Raw genomic sequence first — 18897 nt, forward strand, 5'->3', positions numbered from 1 at the left:
CGTTCCATGTGGCAAGGAGTTTAAGGATGGATGCCGAGTCTTTGCGCTGTTTTCTTCGTATTGCGGAGCTGGGAAGCTTTGGCAAAGCCGCGCAGATACTGAGCCTCACTCAGCCCACTCTCAGTCGACGCATCGCATTGCTGTAGCGCGAGTTGAATGCTCAACTTTTCGTTCGCCACCAGCGCGGGATCAGTCTCACGCAAGCAGGTCAGGCGCTGGGTAAGCGTGCTCTGGCTCTCGTTCGCCAACTGGAGGAATTGAAGGAGGATGTCGCCACACTTGATCGCGAGCCTAGTGGCAATGTGGCGATCGGGTTGCCCCCGTCCTTGGCGTCCGTACTCAACGGGCCGCTGGTGGAAGAGTATCATCGGGCATTTCCGAAGGTCAGTCTGTTCGTTCATGAGGGGATAAGCAACTTCGTCGGGGAAAAACTCATCGACGGCGAACTGGACCTGGCTCTGATGTTCTCCACGCGCGCACACTTGAGGAACACTTCGGTGAAGGTCCTCGCTACAGAGCCGATGGTGCTAGCAAGCGCTCTCCCCTATGCGCCCTCCAAGGTTCTGTTGAGCATGTCCGATTTGTCCAATGTGCCGCTCGTTCTATACAGATTGCCAAACCATATAAGATGGCGCGTGGACGTGGCCTTCCAACAGTTGGGCCTTCAGCCCTGCGTCGCCACCGAAACAAATACGCTTTCGATGTTGCTGGAGCTTGCGAGAAGGGGGGTCGGAGCAGCGATCCTGCCGAGATCGGCAGTAGAGCAGGACGTTTCGCAGAACTTGTTGAGCGCTGTTCCAATTCGCGGCATGTCCATCGACTGGGCACTTGCGGTTTCTCGGGACCGAGCGCACTCGCCAGCCGTTCAGATGCTTGTTCGGAACGTTGAAGAACTCGTTCTCAAGCAGATCAGAACGGGAAAATGGCAGGCAAGGTCGCAGTTGACATCCAGAGAGGAAGGTTCTGCTTCAAACTGAGGGCTGGCAAGCACTGTGTTATTCGCGGTGCTCAGTGAGGAAACCTGCCGGCTGAGGCCATGTCAGCGTCCGATTTGTGTGCGATGTGGTCGTGCCGTTGCCGGAAGTATCAGATGTTCATTGTGTCGCGTATGTCCGTCAGGTGCACCCCTGCGGACGGTTAGGCGGCCGTTGTTCGATGCCGGTGCCGAATTTTCGGTTGATCCCATTCTCGAGGAGCGAAGGCAATCTGCGTCCTGCCGGAGCGCTGCTGAAAGCCGTGACCGTTCCCTCTCCCGGATGCGCCGACATGAAGGGAGATTATTCGCTCATATCACTCTCTGGAGTGAGGAAGAGCCCCCCCTTTTCTTCATAGTTTTTGAGGTACAAGGCATAGGGATTCGTCATCTAACCATCTGAATAAAAAGAAGAAAAATTTCTTCCCTTGGTAGGCGTTGCGCACCTTGCGAAAAAAATCGTTGACAAGATAATGCCTTTAATTATCTTTCGATAAATAACGAAAAAAGCGCATATGGGTGAGGCGAATACCGATGGCAAAGAATCTTTCCAGACAGGAAATCTACGACACTGCCAAAGAGCTCTCGAATTGGGGGCGTTGGGGGGACAATGACCAAATCGGCACGCTCAATAACGTGACCGAGCAGGATGTCGTGGATGCTGCAAAACTGGTTCGGAAGGGCAAGGTGTTTGCGCTTGGTCTGGATCTGAAAGAACCGATTCAGTCTGGTCTTTTCGGTGGCCGCTGGAACCTCATCCATCAGATGCTCGCCACTGGCACGGATGCCGTGCAAGGCGTACAGGATGGGGATGGAAAGGCATATCTACGCTATGCGGATGATGCCATAAACCTCCCATGTCAGGGCTCGACGCAGTGGGACGCGCTTTGCCACATCTTCCTCGATGACAAGATGTACAATGGTTATCCGGCTACTGATGTGACGGTGAATGGTGCAAGCAGGCTTGGCATCGAGCATGTTCGCGACAAGATGGTCGGCCGCGGAGTGCTGCTTGATATCGCTCGATGGAAGGGTGTCGACAGCCTTGAAGACGGTTATGCGATTACGAATGCCGATCTTGACCAGTGCGCCGCCGCGCAGGGAGTGGAGATCAAGACAGGCGATTTCGTGATCATCCGAACAGGCCACCAGGAGCGTTGCCTGGCTTCAGGTGATTGGACAGGTTACGCCGGCGGCGACGCGCCGGGCATGGCTTTTGAGACGGCACGTTGGATCCGCAATCGGGATATCGCAGCGATCTGTGCGGATACCTGGGGGTGCGAGGTTCGTCCGAACGAGACCGAAGAGGCCAACCAGCCCTGGCATTGGGTTGTGATCCCTGCGATCGGAATATCCATGGGCGAGATCTTCTATGTGAAAGAGCTCGCAGAAGACTGTGCCGAGGACGGAGTCTACGAATTCTTCTTCTCAGCCCCGCCGTTGCACATACCCGGTGCCGCAGGATCTCCGATCAACCCACAAGCCATCAAATAGCAATTCGATAGCCGTGTTTCGGGGCAGCTCCAGGAGAAATGGGGTCGCACAAATCAGCGAAAATTCCACGGCATCACGAGGAGGAGTAGAACAGTATGCCAATCAAATGGCTCAAGCGGGGCAAGCCGGAAGCTGAGCGGTCAGAGGATGACGCAAAAGTCAGAGGGATCGTGGAGGCGACACTCGGACAGATAGAGCGTGAGGGGGACAAGGCCGTTCGCGAACTTTCGGAAAAGTTTGACGGCTACGCTCCAGCCTCGTTTCGATTGTCATCCGACGACATTTCTGCGCTCTTGAACAAGGTTCCGGCGCAGGACCTTCACGATATCAAGTTTGCACAGGAACAGGTGCGCAAATTCGCCCAGGCACAACGCGATTCAATGCGTGACATTGAAACCGAAACACTGCCCGGTGTCGTGCTTGGGCACAAGAACATCCCGGTTCAGTCTGTCGGGTGCTATGTGCCTGGTGGCAAGTTTCCCATGGTTGCATCGGCGCATATGTCTGTTGCCACTGCAGATGTTGCCGGGGTGCCCCGCATCGTGGCAGCAACCCCTCCGTTCAAAGGTGAGCCCAATCCGGCGGTGATCGCTGCCATGCATCTTGGCGGGGCCCATGAGATCTACGTTCTTGGCGGTATCCAGGCCATTGGCGCAATGGCGATCGGCACCGAAACGATAAAGCCGGTGCACATGCTCGTCGGGCCAGGCAATGCGTTCGTGGCCGAGGCCAAACGCCAGCTCTTCGGACGCGTGGGGATTGATCTTTTTGCAGGCCCCACCGAAACGATGGTGATCGCCGACGAGCACGGAGCAGACGCCGAGCTTTGTGCGACCGATCTGCTGGGGCAGGCCGAGCATGGTTACAATTCGCCGGCGGTCTTGTTGACGAATTCGGAAAAACTGGCGCGCAAAACCCTTCAGGAAATTGAGCGCCTGCTGGACGTACTGCCGACTGCGGAGACCGCACGGGTTTCGTGGAACGACTACGGTGAAGTCATTGTCTGCGACACATATGATGAGATGCTGGCAGTCGCCGATGATATTGCCTCGGAACATGTTCAGGTGATGACTGACCGCGATCAGTGGTTTCTCGACAACATGACCTGCTATGGTGCGCTCTTCCTTGGAGCCCGCACCAACGTCGCAAACGGCGACAAGGTCATAGGCACCAATCACACTTTGCCAACGAAAAAAGCCGGACGATACACTGGTGGGCTCTGGGTGGGGAAATATCTCAAAACGCATTCGTATCAACGCATTCTTACCGATGAAGCGGCAACTTTGATCGGCTCGTACGGCTCCCGCCTTTGCATGCTTGAAGGTTTTGTCGGTCATGCGGAACAGTGCAATGTCCGCGTACGACGGTACGGAAAGCGCAATGTCGGCTACGGTCAGCCGGCCGAGCCGCTGGACAGGAAAAAGGTGGCAGGGTGATCAAGCTCCCCCGAACCCCGTCCTTTCGTCTCGACCAGCGCATAGCCCTTGTGATCGGAGCCTCTTCGGGAATTGGACAAGCGAGCGCGGCATCGCTTGCGCAAGCCGGGGCTCACGTCATCTGCGCGGCGCGCGGTGTTGCCAGGCTTGAGGAAACGGTCGCGGCAATTGTCGAGGCGGGCGGCTCTGCCGAGGCCGTAGAGCTCGATATGGCAGATGTGGAAGAGACAAAGCGTGTCGTCGCTTCCTGTCAAAGGCTGGATATCTTGGTGAACTCTGCAGGGCTGGCCCGTCACGGTCCCGCAATGGAAAGTACTGAAGACGATTTCGATGCGGTCAGCCGGGTGAACTGGAAAGGCGCGCATTTTGCGGCCTGTGCTGCCGCCGCCAAGATGATCGAGACCGGGGCTGGAGGATCGATCATCACAATCTCATCGCAGATGGGGCATGTAGGCGGCATCGACAGATCGATATATTCAGCCTCCAAACATGCGCTGGAGGGCATGACCAAGTCTATGGCGATCGAATGGGGAAAACACAACATCCGGGTGAACACCCTGTGTCCAACATTCGTTCGAACACCACTTACAGAGGGTACGTTCGCAAATCCTGAGCGTGTTGCCTGGATCCAGGAGAAGATCCGGCTGGGACGCTTTGGCGAAGTCGAGGACATAATGGGGGCCGTTGTGTTTCTTGCATCGGACGCCAGCGGAATGATCACCGGTTCATCGATAATGATCGATGGCGGTTGGACAGCCGGTTAGAGGGTCTGCGGCCAGGGACAGCCGAGATCCGTGCAAAGAGTTGAAAGCAATGTCGTCAAGGGAGGAACATACGTGGCAGACAGTCTGAAGAAGTTTGACCTCATTTTTACAAGCCATGCGGTCGCATCTGGGAAAATGCGCAACGACATCGTTGTGGAATGGCCGGACATGAAAGAGAAATTCGAGCTTGCCACCGATGAAGGTGCCATGCATGGAGGAGATGGAACGGCACCGCCGCCACTCGCGCTGTTCTCTGCAGCACTGTGCGGTTGCATCATGACCCAGATACGGGCGTTCGCGAAACGGTTGAAGGTCGAGATCCGCGGGGTCGAGGTCAATGCACGTTTCCATTGGAGCGCTACGCAGTCGGGCAAGGATCCCTATGTCTCGGAACCGGTATCGATCGATCTGGACGTCAACATCGAAAGCGATGCCACTGACGATGAGCTGCGCGCGGTCCACGCTGCAGCGCGCAAAGGCTGCTTTATCGAGCAGACGATCGCAGCGGGCCTTCCGGTGAACCATCGCCTGAAACTCTCTGAAGACTGGGTGGCCGCCTGATAAGAGACTTTCCGGAAGAGAGACAGGGCTTGTCATTAACCTGATCGTGCTCAACGCAACACGGCAGCGTCAAACAACACATTGACCGCCCAGCCACACACTCTCTCTTCCCGCAACTCGCTTCGCTCGGGCCGTCCCTTGCTTTGAATTGCCGGTTCAGATCTCACATTGTTCGGACGCCAGCCGCGTCCGACGGGACCGCATGGAGGCAATAAGCGCTGTGAGCATGATTGGGTAATCGTTGAATAAATTGTCGCAATGGAGGAAGCGCAAATGAAAAAAACATATAAATTAGACGATCAATTCAGAGCCGGATCCAGGTTTCAGAAATTTGCATTCGGCATGCTGGCGGCCTCTGCCGCGATCGGTTGGGCAGGAGCATCCCTGGCCGATAGCTTCACTCTTCGAGTTGGTGCGGGCCACCCCGATGGGGCCACTGCATATGTTTCGGAAATGGCCGATTTCTTTGTTCCTGAAGTGAAGAAGCGCGTTGCAGAAAGAACCGATCATACGGTGAACTTCGTTGAGGCTTATGGCGGCACTGTTGCCGGTCTCACCGAGACGCTTGAATTCGTGGAAAGCGGATTGCTTGATATTGGGGTGATATGCTTCTGCTTTGAGCCGTCCAAGCTCTTCTTGCATAATTTCCCGTATTATGCGCCGTTTGGGCCTGGAGATGCAGTACAGGAGATGCGTGCAGTGCGGGCGGTTTACGACGCCAACCCGTGGCTCACCGAGGTCTTTGAGACGGATTACAATCAAAAGCTGCTCGCTCTGCACGGGTGGGACACCTATCATCTGGGTACGACCTTCGAATGGGACAGCGTCGATGACCTGAAGGGCATCAAGATCGGCGGCGCCGGTCCTAATCTGCCATGGCTTGAGTTCTCGGGAGCAGTGCCGGTGCAGTCGGAGCTGCGCGACGGCTACATGTCGATGAAGACGGGTGTATATGAAGGTTGGCTGATGTTCCCGTCGTCCTATCTCGGGTTCAAATTGTATGAGCCGGCGAAATACTACACGCTCGTCGGGTTCGGTGCGATGGGTGTCAATGGCGTCACCATGAACCTCGATGCACTGAAGCGCCTGCCCGAGGAAGTTCAGGAGATTATCTCCGAGGTTTCCAAGGAATATGAAGAGCGTGCCGGAACCGTTCTCAACAAGCGTCAGGCCGAAGGCATCAACGGTTTGAAGGAGGGCGGCGCTGTCGTCAACGAGCTTGATCCTCAAGTCCAAAAGGACTGGGCCCGTGCGATGGCCGAATTTCCAAAGCGTCAGGCCGATGATGCAAACGGCCGTGGGATGCCAGGCACTGCAGTTATGACCAGCTACATTCAAGCGGTCCGAGATAGCGGGTTCGAGTGGCCCTACGAATATGAGGTGGAATAGAAAGCGACCTGATCTCGCAGCGCAATACCTTTCGGTAGCGTAACTGATAATTTGCGAGACGTGGCATTGAATGGTTGGCGAACCGGATGCGGGGGCATCGGGTTCGCCGAACACCATGGCACAGTCGGGCGAAGGAGCTTCTTCCCAAGACCATGCAGAACAATGCCATCCCGAAGGACGGTGACCTGCTAGTGAACTTTCATCCAGCCGCAACCGGAGCCCGTTGGTGTCCCCGCCAGATGGTGCCGGTTGACTGATCACCCGACGCGCGGAGCTTTCATCTCGCGCAGCGGATCGAGGGCTTCCGGTGGCTGGGGTTCGGGCGAACGGAGTTGTAGGCTGTGGCCCGGGCTGCGATCACGACACGGGCGTGAGCCGGATTCCGGAACATGCTCTCATTTCGGATCGGCTTGCCGGTACGATATAAAGTCAATCGATCCGCTGCTCGGAACACTAGCGCGGGAGGGCGTTACCGTTCGGTTCGGTTTTAGTGTCGCACACACGCATTCCAGTCTTTCCGCAGCGCTCGATCAGGACCGTCAGTTCACGCGCAACCCGGTACCCCCCTCGTTCTGAGAAGCCGAACATGGCCTTCAGATGCGCCACCGCGTCGCGCCACATGGCAGGCCTGACCACCTTTTTTTTGAAACCTGTTCTTTCATTGCGGCCAGGTCCGGAATCTGCTCGGCCAGAAGCTTGTTAAACTTGGCATTCTCGTCTTCAAGCGCTTTCAGCCGTTTGGCCTCCGGCACCGTCATGCCATGAACTTTGCCGTCCAAGTGTGGAAGGTGTCCTCCGACATGCCGTGCTTGCGGCACAGGTCCGCGCACTTCGCGCCTGTCTGGTGCTCGGCCAGAATGCCGATGAATTGCTCGTCGGTGAACCTCGTTCACGTCATGGTCCGTCCTCAGATTGGGCCGGACTCTAATCGCCGGTTGAGGAAAAAAGCCCGTGTGAGATCAAGTCTCAAAAGACCGCTGGGGAGACGCATACTGTCCAGCATCCCCCAACATTCTAATCCTGTGGAAGTTCCTTCGACAGGCGCCTTCTCCAGCCTTTTGTCGCCAGCGGCAAAAGCAGAAGGAGCAGTGCCAATAGCATGATCGTCAGGGTAAGGGGCTGTTGCCAGAATATCGAGACATCGCCTCCCGAGATCAGCAGGCTTCGACGGAGATTGGCCTCCATCAACGGCCCGAGAATGTACCCAAGCAGCAGCGGCGCGATCGGGAACTTCAACAGGGAGAGCGCGTAGCCCAGCACTCCAAGCACACCCACCATGATCACGTCGACATAGGAAGAATTCACCGAATAGATGCCGATTGCGATGAAGACGAGAATGCCGGGATAGAGGATGTGGTAGGGAATTTTCAGCATCGAAACCCACAGGCCGACCAGCGGAAGATTCAAGATCAACAGGATCAGATTGCCGATCCAGAAACTGGCGAGCAGGCCCCAGAAGATGTCGGGGTGCTGGGGGATCAGGGTCGGTCCGGGCGCGATGCCGTGGATGAGCAGTGCGCCGAGCATCAGCGCCGAGGTGGCGTCACCGGGAACCCCAAGCGTGAGCGCAGGGATAAGAGCAGTCTGAGACGCGGCATTGTTGGCGCTTTCGGGCGCCGCTACGCCCTCGACGATACCGCTGCCAAGTTTTTCTCTGTTCGGCCCAACCCGTTTTTCAACCGCATAGGCCATGAAGGCGGCAATCGTGGAACCGGCTCCTGGCAAGACACCGACGAAGGAACCCAGGATTGAGCCTCGCCATATCGGCGCATGCGACCGGCGCATGTCGTCTCTGGTGGGCATGAGAGATCTGAACGTGATCTTCTGTTTGGCAAGCCATTCGGCCGAATCCGAGCCGATCGACGCGATAACCTCACTGGCACCGAACATGCCCATGGCGACAAGAACAAGCGGAAGCCCGTCGTAGAGATAAGGCGCACCGAAAGCGAAACGGATCTGCCCCGAAATCGTGTCGGTCCCCATCAGCCCCACCAGCAAGCCGAACACCACCATGGCCAGCCCCTTGAGCGGCGCATCGCCGATGAGTGTGACAGCCGCGACCATGCCAAGAAGCATCAGCGCAAAGTAATCGGCAGATGTCATTACCAGTGCGAACTTGCTGAGTGCCGGAGACAGAACGGCCATCACCACAATCGCAAAACAACCGCCAGCGAATGAGGCGATGGTGGTGATGCAAAGCGCGACGCCAGCGCGGCCGGCCCGGGCCATGGGGTAGCCGTCGAGACAGGTCACCGATGCCCCGGCCGTGCCGGGCAGATTGAGCAGGATCGAGGCGGTGGAGCCGCCATATTGCGAACCGTAGTAGATGCCTGCCAGCATGATGATGGCAGTGGTCGGATCGAGATAGAAGGTCAATGGCAGCAGCATGGCGATCGTGGCCAGAGGACCGATACCCGGCAAGACGCCAATAAATGTGCCCGCGGTCACACCCAGAAAACAGAACAGCAGCGTTTGAGGGCTGAGCGCTGTGGCAAACCCCTGGCCGGCATGCCCGATGAACTCCATCATAGTGAAAGCTCCAGCACTGGAATGGGCAGGCCGAGCAGGGCGATAAAGATCAGCCAGCACAGAAGCGCCAGTGAACACGCCAGGATGAAAACACGCCCGAAGTGAAATCGGTTGTCCGCGAAACGGGCAATGAAGGCTGACGCAAGGGTTGCCGGCACAAGGCCGAAAGAACCGATGAGCAAGGCGAAACAGGTGAGCGACAGCATGACAACGCCTGCCGCTCTCCAGTTGGGCTGCCGAATGCTGCCGGTCCTGCCAACCGAGCCGGCGATGATCCCGAGGCCGAGCAACACCATGATGATCCCCAGCGCCAGCGGAAAGGCGCCTGGGCCGATGTTGGAAATCCTGCCTATCGGGTATTGAGAGCTGATGCCGGCGGTCACCAGCCCGATCAATGTGACCAGCACACCGCCGATGGCGTCGGTTGGTTCCAAGCGTATTGATCTCATGGTGTTCCCCTCGCTTTGCGCGATTTTATGTTTTTCTGCGGCTTTCCCAGACAGCTACGTCGACGAGACTCTCCGGACGTTTGTTTGCCAGCGCATCGACAATGTGCTGCGCGCAGGCAAGAGCCGTGGCTTTCAACGCATCTTCGGTAGAGCCTGCGACATGCGGAGCGAGCACGATGTTTCGAAGCCCTGTAAGCGGCGAGCTTTCATCCAGTGGCTCCGGGTCGAAGACATCAAGGCCCGCCGCGCGGATCACCCCGCTCTCGAGCGCTTCAGCCAGAGCAGCTTCATCGATGAGCGCACCGCGCGCCGTGTTCACCAAAATGGCATGAGGCCGCATTTTACGCAGGGTTTCAGCGTTGATCATGTGGTGCGTATCGGGGCGGGCGGGTCGGTGCAGCGAGATGACGTCAGAGCCTTCCAGAAGGGCGTCCAGAGTTCCAGCCGGCTCGAAACCATTGTCGCGGATGGTACCATCGTCAGCGGAAGGCGACCAGATAAGGACCTTCATCGCGAAACCATTCTTTGCGATCTCGCCAAGCAGCCGGCCGATGGTGCCGAAGCCGGCAATACCGAGCGTCTTGCAAGTCAACTCGCTCATGCCGCCTTCGAACTTGAAGCGGAAATTGCCGTTGCGCGCTGCATGATCGGCCTCGACCGTGCGCTTCGCGCAGGCGAGGATCAGCATCATCGCGTGTTCGGCGACGGAACGGGCATTGGCCGTTGGCGTGAAAGAGATCGGGATCCCGAGTTCTGCGGCGTGCGCGACGTCGATCTTGTTGGTGCCTATGCCGTGATTGGCTATGATTTTCAGGTTCCTCGCGCTGTCCATCGCCTCGGCGTTGAGCCCGGCATCGCGCGTGATCAGGGCATCAGCCGTTTCGATTTCGGCTGCGACCGTTTTCATGTCCTGTGCGCTTGCGCGCCGAACCCTTATTCCCGCAGCCTCAAGCGCTTCTTCGCCGGCGGGGTGGATCGGCTGGACAATCAGGCATTCAGGCATGTGAGGTGTTCTCCATCGGTTGGCAGTCCCTGAGCATTGGCGGTTCTGCATCCATTGCAGCTCCCAGAAGACGGGTGGCGACCGCGAAATCGGCCATCTCCATCGCTTCTTCAGGGTTGTGGCTACCGTTGTGATTCCGTACGAAAATCATCGCAGAGGGGATGCCTTGAAGAGCAAACGTCGCCGTATCGTGCCCGGCGCCGGAAGGCATAACGCGCGCGTCAATTCCGAGCGCTTCAGCCTTGTCCATCATTTCGGAAATCAGTTCGGCATCCATGGGTGCTGGCGTGCTGGCGGTGCGCGGTCCCAGGTCGAAACGTGTGGATGTCTGCTGCTCGACATTTGCGACCTCGCGCAAAACGACGCTCTCAAATGCCTCAAGTGTCTGCGCACTGGCGGAACGCACATCGATGCTGAAATCGACGCGACCGGGAACCTTGCTGAAATCCGCCTGTTCGCCATCTGTCGAAAGCTGCCCGAATGTCAGCGCCAGATCAGCACCGTTCTTTTCAAACGCCGACCAGTGCGCATTCAAGCGTTCGATGAAGGCTGCGGCGGCCGCAACTGCGTCGTGGCGATGGGCCCGCGGCGTTGCGCCTGAATGGCTGTACACACCATTGATCCGGGCATGCCGGTAGCGGAAACTGCCGCGAATGCCATTGACAATACCGACCGGCTGATTGGATCCCACGAGCACCGGCCCCTGCTCGATATGCACCTCGATGAAACGGCTGACGGTTCGTGGATCAAGAAGACATGTACCCGATGCGAGTGCCCGAGGATCGCCCCCCGCCGCCTCGATCGCTTCGCCCAGTGTCACGTCCCGGTCGAAGCGCTTCAGCTCCAGCGCTTCGGCTGGAAGCTTTCCGAAAATGGCCTTGGAGCCCGGATAGGAAACCGGAAACCAGGCTGATTCCTCGGCGCGAATGGCGATGACGACGGTGTCGCGCAGGGGCTTTTTTCCTGCTTGAAGCCAAGCTGAGAGCACGCTTATCCCGGCAATGACCCCGGCTGCGCCGTCGAAATTGCCGCCACGGGGAACGCTGTCGAGATGCGAACCGGTCATCACGGCCGGCAGGGAACGATCCTCGCCGGCAAGCGTGACGTAAAGGTTCATGGCCGCGTCGGTGCGTGTTTCCAGCCCCAGGTCCCTGGCCGTCGACGCGATCAGATCATGCGCAAACGCCTCGCCCGCACCATAGCTGTCACGGGTGATGCCGACGCCGTCCGACGTGGCTTCGGCAAGTCTGTCGAACAGCTTCCGGGCAAGCGAAATGTCAGGCTCGACGGTCATTTCGAAGCCGCGGTGCCTGGCAGGTAGAAATCGGATTGGGTGATCGGATCGAGACACTCACGCAGCAGCCGACCGTGTCCTTCGATCACGTCAGTAAGACCCATCAGGCGCAAACTCGCCCAGAAGCAGGCCTGGTTGGAGGTGATGACGGGTTTGCCAAGATCCTGTTCGATCTGCTCGATGACATCGAGCGTGGCGAGGTTGGTGCAGGAGATGAAAATCGCTTCGGCATCAGGCCGGTCGATCATGCGGGCAAGGCGGTAGACCTGCTGCGGCGGAACCCGGCCGATGCCGCGCCGCTCTTCCTGTGTTTCGCCCAGCCGCAATCCGTGCAGGCTGGTGCATTCGAAGCCGTAATCTTCGAGAAACTGCTTTTCGCTCTCGTTGACGAAATCAACATAGGGTGTTCCGACGGCAACTTTCTTGACCCCGAGGGCATTGAGCGCGGCGATCACCGCGCCCGCCGTAGCGCAGGCCGGGGTGTTGGTTTGTGCCGACATGCTGTCGAGCAATTCCGGCATCGGGCACACGATCGATCCCGACGTGCAGCCATAGACGACGATGTCGACCTCGGCCGTGGCAAGGCGCTCGGCCGCCTGCGCGAGGGCATCGGCCATCTTGTCGTAGCTTTCCTGCGTGGCATTGCCGAGCAGCAACACCCGGTCGGTGTGGATCGTCACCCCTTCAGGCGCCAGCCGCCAGAATTCCGGCTCGTTGACCGTGTTGGTGGACGGCAGGATGAGGCCGATTTTTCCGCGCCATCCATAGGCGCTGTACATGGAGACAGCTTTCATGCGTCTGGTTCCTTTGTCTGGCGTCAGCGTGAGGCCGCGGCCTTGAGCCCGGCGGCAAGCGGCGAAAACGTGTTGAAAATGGCGTTGGCATCGTTGGAGAGCGGCACCCACTGGATCCCGCGATCGATCCATTTCTTGCCGGCTTCGATGGATTGGCACGAAAAGCCCCAGGGGATGTTCTTCTGGGTGCAGACCTCGATCACCCGCTCGGTGGCTTCGGTCATCAACGGATGAGACACCTGGCCGGGAACGCCAAGATTCTGTGAGAGGTCGTCGGGACCGATCATGATGGCGTCGAGTCCATCGACATCACAGATTTCCGGCAGTGCATCGAGGCTGTCGCGTGTCTCGACCATTGCCACCATCAGTGTCTCGGCGTTGATGTGCGCGATCTGCTTGTCGATGTCTTCGTAGCGCAGATAATCGGTATGCGACCCGCGCAGGTTCAGGATGCGCTCGCCGCGCGGGTAGTATTTGGTCACTTTCATGATGGCCTCGAGCTGCTCGGGGCTGTCGATACAGGGCAGGAGCAGACCTTGCGCGCCGGCATCCAGAAGCCGCGTCATGTCATGCGGCTTGTGGCCGTCGGGCCGAGCGATCGGCACGATGCCGGATGCCCGTGCAACCAGGGCCATCGCAGACACGTCCGAGATCGAAAAATCGCTGTGTTCCATCTCCAGGAGAACGAAGTCGAGACCGGTCGCAGCCAGAAGCCTCATCATCTTTGGATTGCTGACGAGGGTGGCCCAGGTGCCAAAAACCGGTTTGCCGTCGCGCAGCAATTTCTTGACAGGGTTGGAGGCAATTTCTTCGATCACTGTGTTCTCTCCGGATAGGCATGGGAGCCGGGAGGCTGGCGCTCCGGGCTTTGTGAGGTTCGGCTGGTCTGGTGGTGAACGACCGGAATCCCGCTATCGCGGTGCGCTTGGGGTCGTTCGACGCGACCGGGAGCCGGGAAGCGAGACGCCGTATGGCGTCCCGCCTGATGCTTTTATTGGTTCCAGGGCGTGGTTTCCCAGAGTTCGTGGAAGCTTTTGTCCAGGCCCTCAAGGATCGAGACGTAACGATCTGATGGAATGAAGCGTGCTGGAAGATTGGCCTGTTTTGCGATCTTCAGATACTCCGGATCATCGCTGACCTTCTTGAGTGCGTCTTCCAGCTTCTCTCTGACCTCATCGGGAAGGCCGGCCGGAGCACCAATGCCGCGCAGCGAACCACCGATCACCGGATAGCCCGCGGAAGCGAAGGTCGGAACGTCCGAAGCCATCGGCGAAGCTTCGTCGGCCATCACGCCGAGGATGCGCCAATCCGTCCCTTCGGAGAATGTCAGAGCCTCACCAAGATTGGCCGTCGTTGCCATGATCTCGCCGGAGAGCAAAGCGTTGCGACCGGCCGAGGAGCCATCAAAGGGGATTGGCAGCAGGTCGATGCCGGCAGCCTGCTCCAGCAGCAGAGTGTTGATGTGGCCGGCCGAGCCCGCCCCCTGCGTTGCGACCGTGACGCGGCCGGGCTTTTCCTTTGCAGCGGCTACCAGATCCTCGATCGAACCGATGTCGCTCGACCCGAGAACGTTGATGGTGCCGGGGTCTTCGGCCATCGCAGCGAGGAAATCAAAACTTTCCAGCGAGAATTGAGCCTCACGCTCGATCGGTATCGTGATGATGCCGGGCGTGTTGATTATACCGATCGTGTAGCCGTCGGGGTCGGAGCTTGCGAGTTCGGAAAGTCCGATCTCACCGCCAGCACCCGGGCGGTTCACGACAACGACAGGTTCTCCCAGTTCCTTTTCCAGAAATTGAGCGACCGTGCGCGCATTGAGGTCCGTGCCTCCTCCGGCGGAGAAGGGAACGATCAGCTTGATCTGCCGGTCCGGATATTCGGCAACGGCAGGCGTCGCGGCGATACCGATCGCCATGGCGGCGATCAGGGCGAGAGGTTTGAAGGTCATGTAGTTCCCCTGTGTCTTCGGTCTGTTGGCACTCGGCTTCTTCGGCAGATGTGCGGTTTGATTTTCGGGCGCGGCTCAGCCCGATGGAGCAAGAATATATATTGCCGATACGCTGTCAATATATTAAGTGAATATTGGAGGATTGAGGATTGAGTGCAATTTGGAGGTTGTGCTCTTGCACTGCTGCAAGAGCCGATAGATACCAAGGCAGGCGGGGCGGAGCGTTGCCAGCCAATGGGGGATGAGATGGCCAATCAGGCAGAAACAAGACTGGCCGAGGATGCCTATAACCGCATTCTCGCGCACATCATGTCCGGCAAGCTGGCAGCCGGCACTGTCATCCAGGAAAAGGTTCTGGTTGAGGAACTTGGCCTCTCGCGTACGCCCATGCGGGACGCACTCCTGATCCTCGAAGGCGAGGGGCTTCTGGTGCGCGAGAGCCGGCGCGTGGTGCGGGTCTTGTCGATGGATCTCTCGCACTATGTCGAAAATCTTGCGATCCGCCGCCTGCTTGAGTGCGAGGCGGCGGCACTTGCGGTGGGCCGAATACCCGAAGACTCTCTCGACCGTATGAAAGCCGAGATCGAGACGCTGATGAGCAATCACGAAGCCCGCATGCCGGCGGGACGCGACGCGGTGCGCCGGATCGACGAGGAGCTTCACCGGACCATCGCGGAAGCGGCGGGCAACCGGCAACTCGCCGACATCGTCGCAGGCCTGCGCCGCAAAACCCATATTTTCGATCTCAAGAACATGCCGGAGCGGTTTCTCGAGACCTGCCGGGAACATCTGGCGCTCATTGAAGCGTTGCGCCCGGATTCCGAGCCTGAGGTCGCTCGCCAGGCAATGTACCGCCACATCAACGCGATCCGGGAAAGCATTGTGCGCCGCCTGCTTCAGAATTGAACGATGCAGACGGTGCACAGCGATCTTCTCCGATGCCGTCAGGCGCGATAGCGCTGCACCAGTGTCGCCAGTCGCTCGATGGCTGCCACTGAAGCGGCATGATCTTGCGAAAAGTTCAGACGGATGCTGTCAGCACAATGGGGGCTGAACTCGGTGCCGGGGGTAACGATCACACCGGCCTGAAGGCGCAATGCCTTGATGAAATCGCCAGGTGCCACCGTCAGTTCGGGTAGGCGGGCAAACAGATAGCTGCCGGCCTGTGGCACGCGGAGCGTGCATCCGGGGATACCGCGAAAAAGCGCCACAAGATCATCACGAATCGCCTGATGGCGGGCGATGCGCTCTTCCATCCATCCCTCGGGCTCGTTGAACCATGTCTTGAGCACCGCCTGCGAATAACCGGCCGCCCGGAGCGAAACGATGGCCTGCAGTTTCTCCATGCGGTTGATGATGGTTTTTGAGCCGAAAGCGACCCCCAGACGATAGCCGCTCAGCGATTCTGTCTTCGAGGGCCCCATGATCGTGACAACATTTTCAGACGCCGTGCTCACAGCGCGCAAATGCGTATAGGTCACGCCCTCATATCTGAGACGGGAATAAAGCTGATCGACGATGACTGTGGCGCCGTATTGCTCCGCGAGAGCTGCAATCCGGGACACTTCCTCCGGCGAGTAGACGACACCTGCCGGGTTGTTCGGATTGGAAAACAGGAAGAGTTTCACGCCGGATTGGAACGCCGCTTCAAGCTCCTCCAGGTCGAGACCGGCCTCGTCGGTTTCAGCCTCGCCATAGCGAAGCTGGACCGGAACGATTTCACCGTCAAAGAAGGTGACAAGCTTCCTGTTCGCGAAGTAATCGGGCTGGACGATCGCCACCTTGTCTCCCCGCGAGACGGTCGAGGCAATGGCCAGAAAAAGCGCCCCTTGCGTGCCTGGCGTTATGATCAATCCGTCGCGGGCATCCACGTCGGCGCCGGTAAAATCTGCAAGCCGGGGAGCCAGCTCGTCGCGGATATCGAGTGCCCCGCGATATTCCGTATAGGCCTGCGAGCCGCCGCGCATGACACCGGCGGAGAATTCATCGAACGCGCCCGGAGTTGGCTCGTGGGCATCGACGTCCCCATGGGAAAAGTCGACGCGTTGTCCTTCGAGTGACTCGCCCTTCAGGTAGCCGTCTTCGAGCTTTGCGGCCTGCCGCACTTCCTGGCCCGGCGCATTGTCCGTTTCCAGTTTTCTGAACTTCTTCTCGATTTCCGACATGGGTGTTTCCTGCGATGAACTGGCGATATTCGGCAGGGAGTTTAAAGCGGCAATACGATAGAAAAACCTATTTTTTCTTGCTTCAAAAGATGTAAAAACCAATGAATGGATATTCGCTTTCTCGAAACCTTTCTGGCGATCGTCGACTGTGGCTCGATTGCCGAGACCGCCCGCAGAACCAACAAGACGCCGGCGGCGCTCTCCCAGCGCATTCAGGTTCTTGAGCAGGAGCTTGGCCACAAGCTGATTGTCCGTTCGGGACGGACCGTGCAGCCGACGGCGGCGGGTCTTGCCGTGCTTGAAAGGGCGCGGGAGCTGGTGGAAAAGACGCGTGACCTCAGCGCACTTGCTGCGAATGGAGCGCCAGCCGGCCAATTGCGCATCGGAGCCACGTCAACCGCCCTGATCGGTCTTATGCCGGACATCATCACGATGCTGAGCGATCGGTACCCGGCCATCGATTATTTCGTTCAGCCTGGTTCATCGTCTGAACTCTATCATCGCGTGACTGCCGGGGAGCTTGATGCCGCTCTGATCGTCCGGCCTGATTTTGCACTGCCCAAGGCGATGGGTTGGTGCACGATCCGCGAAGAGCCGCTCGTGTTCATCGCCCCGCATTCCCTTCCCGAATTGCCCCCGCACGCCCTTATCGCCAGTCAGCGGTTCATTCTCTATGACCGCAACCAGTGGGGTGGGCAGATCGTGGCGCGCTATCTGGCGGAGAACGGACTTGCGGTTCGTGAGTGGCTGGAGCTCGACGCGCTCGATGCGATTGCCGCGCTGGTCAGCCGCGGCCTGGGTGTCGCCATCGTTCCCGATTGGGCACCGCCCTGGCCGGAGGGTCTGAAGCTTCGAAAGGTCCTTCTGCCTTCGGGCGGCGTCCGGAAAACAGGCATCTTGTGGCGGCGGTCCGGTGCGCGCGCCGCTGCTGTTGACGCCTTTGTCTCTGCGTGCCGCGATGTCTCCCTGCGCCACTCAGACGGCAACGATCCCGCCGCCGCCGAGAATCCGGCGAACTGAGCCGACCGCCGAATGCGGCGTATAGGAGCCTGTCACTCCGCCGAGGGAACGGGAGGAGACACGAATGTCCCACGACAATCCCGGTCCACTCACCTCGATCTGATGTTCCATTGTGGGAAGGTCAGGAACAGCAACAATCCGGCTGACCGTCCGGTCAAATCCCAGACCCGCAAGGGCAATGGCCGCGTGAACATTGACATTGCGGGGAAAGCGGGCGCAGGCCTCGCGTGTCGCGCCTTCAAACATCAATCCATCGGCTTTGGGGTCGATGCCAAGGCTCTTTCCGCTCTTCGTGGTTGTTACGGTCACTTGCTCGATGGCCGCCCGGCCATCGGCAATGCCATCCAGGGAAAGGATGGCGCCGTGCGGGACGTAAAACGTGCTGCCGTGCCGTGCCGTGACGGAGCGAATCTCCTCTTCGGTCTCGCGTCTGGCCATGGCCGTGCTGGAAAAGGCGCAGAAGTCCGCCGTCCGAAGAAATCGCGGAGCAAGCTCCTGAACGACCGAGGGCATCGCTGCCTCGACAACGAGATCAACCGGCCGCGAAAGAGCCTCGTTCGGGTCATCGGTGACGATACCGTCCGGGAGGTTGAAGCCTGTCATACGATGGACGCTGGAAACCAGAACGAAAGCGATTTCTGTGTCCGCGGAATTGTCGATCTCGCGGATGATAGCGCCCCCGATCGCGCCGGCGCCAATGATGCCAATTCGTTTCTTGTCACGCATGTCTCAATTCCTTGGGGGCTGTTTTTTCGTTGGTAAAGAGGCAACGCGCCTCTGCGTGAGGCCGCGCCGGAAGACTGGATAGGTCTTGGTAGGCGAGGCGGTCTTGAAAGCCAAGCTTGAGGCATGTCGGAATTTCAGTCCGGTCAAGAGTACGCATCTCCGGTCAGCGGCGAAGCCGTGCAGCGCATCGTGGACCATCTTGTGGTGAGCGCGGCTGCGCAGCGTTGAAAGGCATGACGTCCGGAACCATCGGATTCGCCAGTCATGCCCATTCGACATTGGCGAGGTGATTTGGAAAACGGCAACAAGATGAACCCGCAGGATCCGACTATCTGACGGTCGGTGGGCCACC

Annotated in this window: 18 protein-coding genes and 1 pseudogene; 9 read left to right on the forward strand and 10 right to left on the reverse strand. The window is 58.6% G+C overall.

The window, feature by feature from the left end; translation table 11 throughout:
* The first annotated feature begins 26 nt into the window (after positions 1 to 26).
* The 7 genes from KW403_RS19505 (at position 27) to KW403_RS11240 (ending at position 6617) form a co-directional block, all read left to right on the forward strand.
* The gene (locus KW403_RS19505; RefSeq protein WP_223019572.1) at positions 27 to 146 is read left to right on the forward strand and encodes a LysR family transcriptional regulator; all 120 of its coding nucleotides are present in this window, start codon (positions 27 to 29) and stop codon (positions 144 to 146) included.
* A 6-nt stretch (positions 147 to 152) separates the two neighbouring features.
* Positions 153 to 977, forward strand: a complete 825-nt coding sequence (locus KW403_RS11215; RefSeq protein ID WP_223019573.1) for a LysR substrate-binding domain-containing protein — start codon at positions 153 to 155, stop codon at positions 975 to 977.
* Between the two features lie 530 nt (positions 978 to 1507).
* Positions 1508 to 2467: a cyclase family protein gene (locus KW403_RS11220; RefSeq protein ID WP_223019574.1), complete on the forward strand. Its 960-nt coding sequence runs from the start codon at positions 1508 to 1510 to the stop codon at positions 2465 to 2467.
* Positions 2468 to 2562: 95 nt separating this feature from the next.
* Complete coding sequence (hisD, locus tag KW403_RS11225) at positions 2563 to 3903, forward strand: histidinol dehydrogenase (RefSeq protein WP_223019575.1); 1341 nt, start codon at positions 2563 to 2565, stop codon at positions 3901 to 3903.
* Positions 3903 to 4667, forward strand: a complete 765-nt coding sequence (locus tag KW403_RS11230; RefSeq protein ID WP_223022529.1) for an SDR family NAD(P)-dependent oxidoreductase — start codon at positions 3903 to 3905, stop codon at positions 4665 to 4667. Before hisD ends, KW403_RS11230 begins: the two co-directional genes overlap by 1 nt.
* A gap of 72 nt (positions 4668 to 4739) precedes the next feature.
* Entirely contained in the window at positions 4740 to 5228 is a 489-nt protein-coding gene (locus KW403_RS11235) for an OsmC family protein (RefSeq protein ID WP_223019576.1), read from the forward strand.
* A gap of 258 nt (positions 5229 to 5486) precedes the next feature.
* Entirely contained in the window at positions 5487 to 6617 is a 1131-nt protein-coding gene (locus KW403_RS11240; protein ID WP_223019577.1) for a C4-dicarboxylate TRAP transporter substrate-binding protein, read from the forward strand.
* Positions 6618 to 7184: 567 nt separating this feature from the next.
* Here KW403_RS11240 and KW403_RS19510 read toward each other — a convergent pair.
* The 8 genes and pseudogenes from KW403_RS19510 to KW403_RS11280 all read right to left on the reverse strand — a co-directional run.
* Positions 7185 to 7482 (reverse strand): annotated as a pseudogene (locus KW403_RS19510) (transposase); the annotation flags it as partial.
* A 149-nt stretch (positions 7483 to 7631) separates the two neighbouring features.
* A complete protein-coding gene (locus KW403_RS11250; RefSeq protein WP_246637755.1) occupies positions 7632 to 9146 on the reverse strand; it encodes a tripartite tricarboxylate transporter permease in 1515 nt (504 codons plus the stop codon).
* The gene (locus KW403_RS11255; protein ID WP_223019578.1) at positions 9143 to 9595 is read right to left on the reverse strand and encodes a tripartite tricarboxylate transporter TctB family protein; all 453 of its coding nucleotides are present in this window, start codon (positions 9593 to 9595) and stop codon (positions 9143 to 9145) included. The genes KW403_RS11250 and KW403_RS11255 overlap by 4 nt, the downstream gene beginning before the upstream one ends.
* A gap of 25 nt (positions 9596 to 9620) precedes the next feature.
* A complete protein-coding gene (locus tag KW403_RS11260) occupies positions 9621 to 10598 on the reverse strand; it encodes a hydroxyacid dehydrogenase (RefSeq protein WP_223019579.1) in 978 nt (325 codons plus the stop codon).
* Positions 10591 to 11892 carry a Zn-dependent hydrolase gene (locus KW403_RS11265; protein WP_223019580.1) on the reverse strand — a complete coding sequence of 434 codons (1302 nt, stop codon included), beginning with the start codon at positions 11890 to 11892 and terminating at the stop codon, positions 10591 to 10593. Before KW403_RS11265 ends, KW403_RS11260 begins: the two co-directional genes overlap by 8 nt.
* Complete coding sequence (locus tag KW403_RS11270) at positions 11889 to 12686, reverse strand: maleate cis-trans isomerase family protein (protein WP_223019581.1); 798 nt, start codon at positions 12684 to 12686, stop codon at positions 11889 to 11891. Before KW403_RS11270 ends, KW403_RS11265 begins: the two co-directional genes overlap by 4 nt.
* A gap of 23 nt (positions 12687 to 12709) precedes the next feature.
* Positions 12710 to 13504, reverse strand: a complete 795-nt coding sequence (locus tag KW403_RS11275; protein WP_246637756.1) for an HpcH/HpaI aldolase family protein — start codon at positions 13502 to 13504, stop codon at positions 12710 to 12712.
* A 173-nt stretch (positions 13505 to 13677) separates the two neighbouring features.
* Positions 13678 to 14634 carry a tripartite tricarboxylate transporter substrate binding protein gene (locus tag KW403_RS11280; RefSeq protein ID WP_223019582.1) on the reverse strand — a complete coding sequence of 319 codons (957 nt, stop codon included), beginning with the start codon at positions 14632 to 14634 and terminating at the stop codon, positions 13678 to 13680.
* A 246-nt stretch (positions 14635 to 14880) separates the two neighbouring features.
* Between KW403_RS11280 and KW403_RS11285 the strand changes: the two genes are divergently transcribed.
* On the forward strand, positions 14881 to 15540 hold the full coding sequence (locus KW403_RS11285) for a GntR family transcriptional regulator (protein ID WP_223019583.1): 660 nt from the start codon (positions 14881 to 14883) through the stop codon (positions 15538 to 15540).
* 38 nt (positions 15541 to 15578) lie between these two features.
* On the opposite strand, the gene KW403_RS11290 is transcribed toward KW403_RS11285, so the two are convergent.
* Positions 15579 to 16799 (reverse strand): pyridoxal phosphate-dependent aminotransferase, encoded by a 1221-nt coding sequence (locus tag KW403_RS11290; protein WP_223019584.1) that lies wholly within the window; start codon positions 16797 to 16799, stop codon positions 15579 to 15581.
* Between the two features lie 105 nt (positions 16800 to 16904).
* On the opposite strand from KW403_RS11290, the gene KW403_RS11295 reads away from it, so the two are divergent.
* Positions 16905 to 17819, forward strand: coding sequence for a LysR family transcriptional regulator (locus KW403_RS11295; RefSeq protein WP_223019585.1), 915 nt, complete (start codon positions 16905 to 16907; stop codon positions 17817 to 17819).
* Here KW403_RS11295 and KW403_RS11300 read toward each other — a convergent pair.
* Positions 17775 to 18545 (reverse strand): aspartate dehydrogenase domain-containing protein, encoded by a 771-nt coding sequence (locus KW403_RS11300; RefSeq protein ID WP_223019586.1) that lies wholly within the window; start codon positions 18543 to 18545, stop codon positions 17775 to 17777. The genes KW403_RS11295 and KW403_RS11300 overlap by 45 nt on opposite strands.
* Positions 18546 to 18897 lie beyond the last annotated feature (352 nt).

The sequence above is a fragment of the Nitratireductor kimnyeongensis genome (genome assembly GCF_019891395.1).
Lineage (GTDB): Bacteria > Pseudomonadota > Alphaproteobacteria > Rhizobiales > Rhizobiaceae > Nitratireductor > Nitratireductor kimnyeongensis.

Coding starts and splice junctions, on each gene's coding strand:
- KW403_RS11285 (WP_223019583.1), top strand. CDS start 14,881: ATGGCCAATCAGGCAGAAACAAGACTGGCCGAGGATGCCTATAACCGC.
- KW403_RS11255 (WP_223019578.1), bottom strand. CDS start 9,595: ATGAGATCAATACGCTTGGAACCAACCGACGCCATCGGCGGTGTGCTG.
- KW403_RS11270 (WP_223019581.1), bottom strand. CDS start 12,686: ATGAAAGCTGTCTCCATGTACAGCGCCTATGGATGGCGCGGAAAAATC.
- KW403_RS11295 (WP_223019585.1), top strand. CDS start 16,905: ATGGATATTCGCTTTCTCGAAACCTTTCTGGCGATCGTCGACTGTGGC.
- KW403_RS11250 (WP_246637755.1), bottom strand. CDS start 9,146: ATGATGGAGTTCATCGGGCATGCCGGCCAGGGGTTTGCCACAGCGCTC.
- KW403_RS11300 (WP_223019586.1), bottom strand. CDS start 18,545: ATGCGTGACAAGAAACGAATTGGCATCATTGGCGCCGGCGCGATCGGG.
- KW403_RS11220 (WP_223019574.1), top strand. CDS start 1,508: ATGGCAAAGAATCTTTCCAGACAGGAAATCTACGACACTGCCAAAGAG.
- KW403_RS11240 (WP_223019577.1), top strand. CDS start 5,487: ATGGAGGAAGCGCAAATGAAAAAAACATATAAATTAGACGATCAATTC.
- KW403_RS11265 (WP_223019580.1), bottom strand. CDS start 11,892: ATGACCGTCGAGCCTGACATTTCGCTTGCCCGGAAGCTGTTCGACAGA.
- KW403_RS11280 (WP_223019582.1), bottom strand. CDS start 14,634: ATGACCTTCAAACCTCTCGCCCTGATCGCCGCCATGGCGATCGGTATC.
- hisD (WP_223019575.1), top strand. CDS start 2,563: ATGCCAATCAAATGGCTCAAGCGGGGCAAGCCGGAAGCTGAGCGGTCA.
- KW403_RS11290 (WP_223019584.1), bottom strand. CDS start 16,799: ATGTCGGAAATCGAGAAGAAGTTCAGAAAACTGGAAACGGACAATGCG.
- KW403_RS11260 (WP_223019579.1), bottom strand. CDS start 10,598: ATGCCTGAATGCCTGATTGTCCAGCCGATCCACCCCGCCGGCGAAGAA.
- KW403_RS19505 (WP_223019572.1), top strand. CDS start 27: ATGGATGCCGAGTCTTTGCGCTGTTTTCTTCGTATTGCGGAGCTGGGA.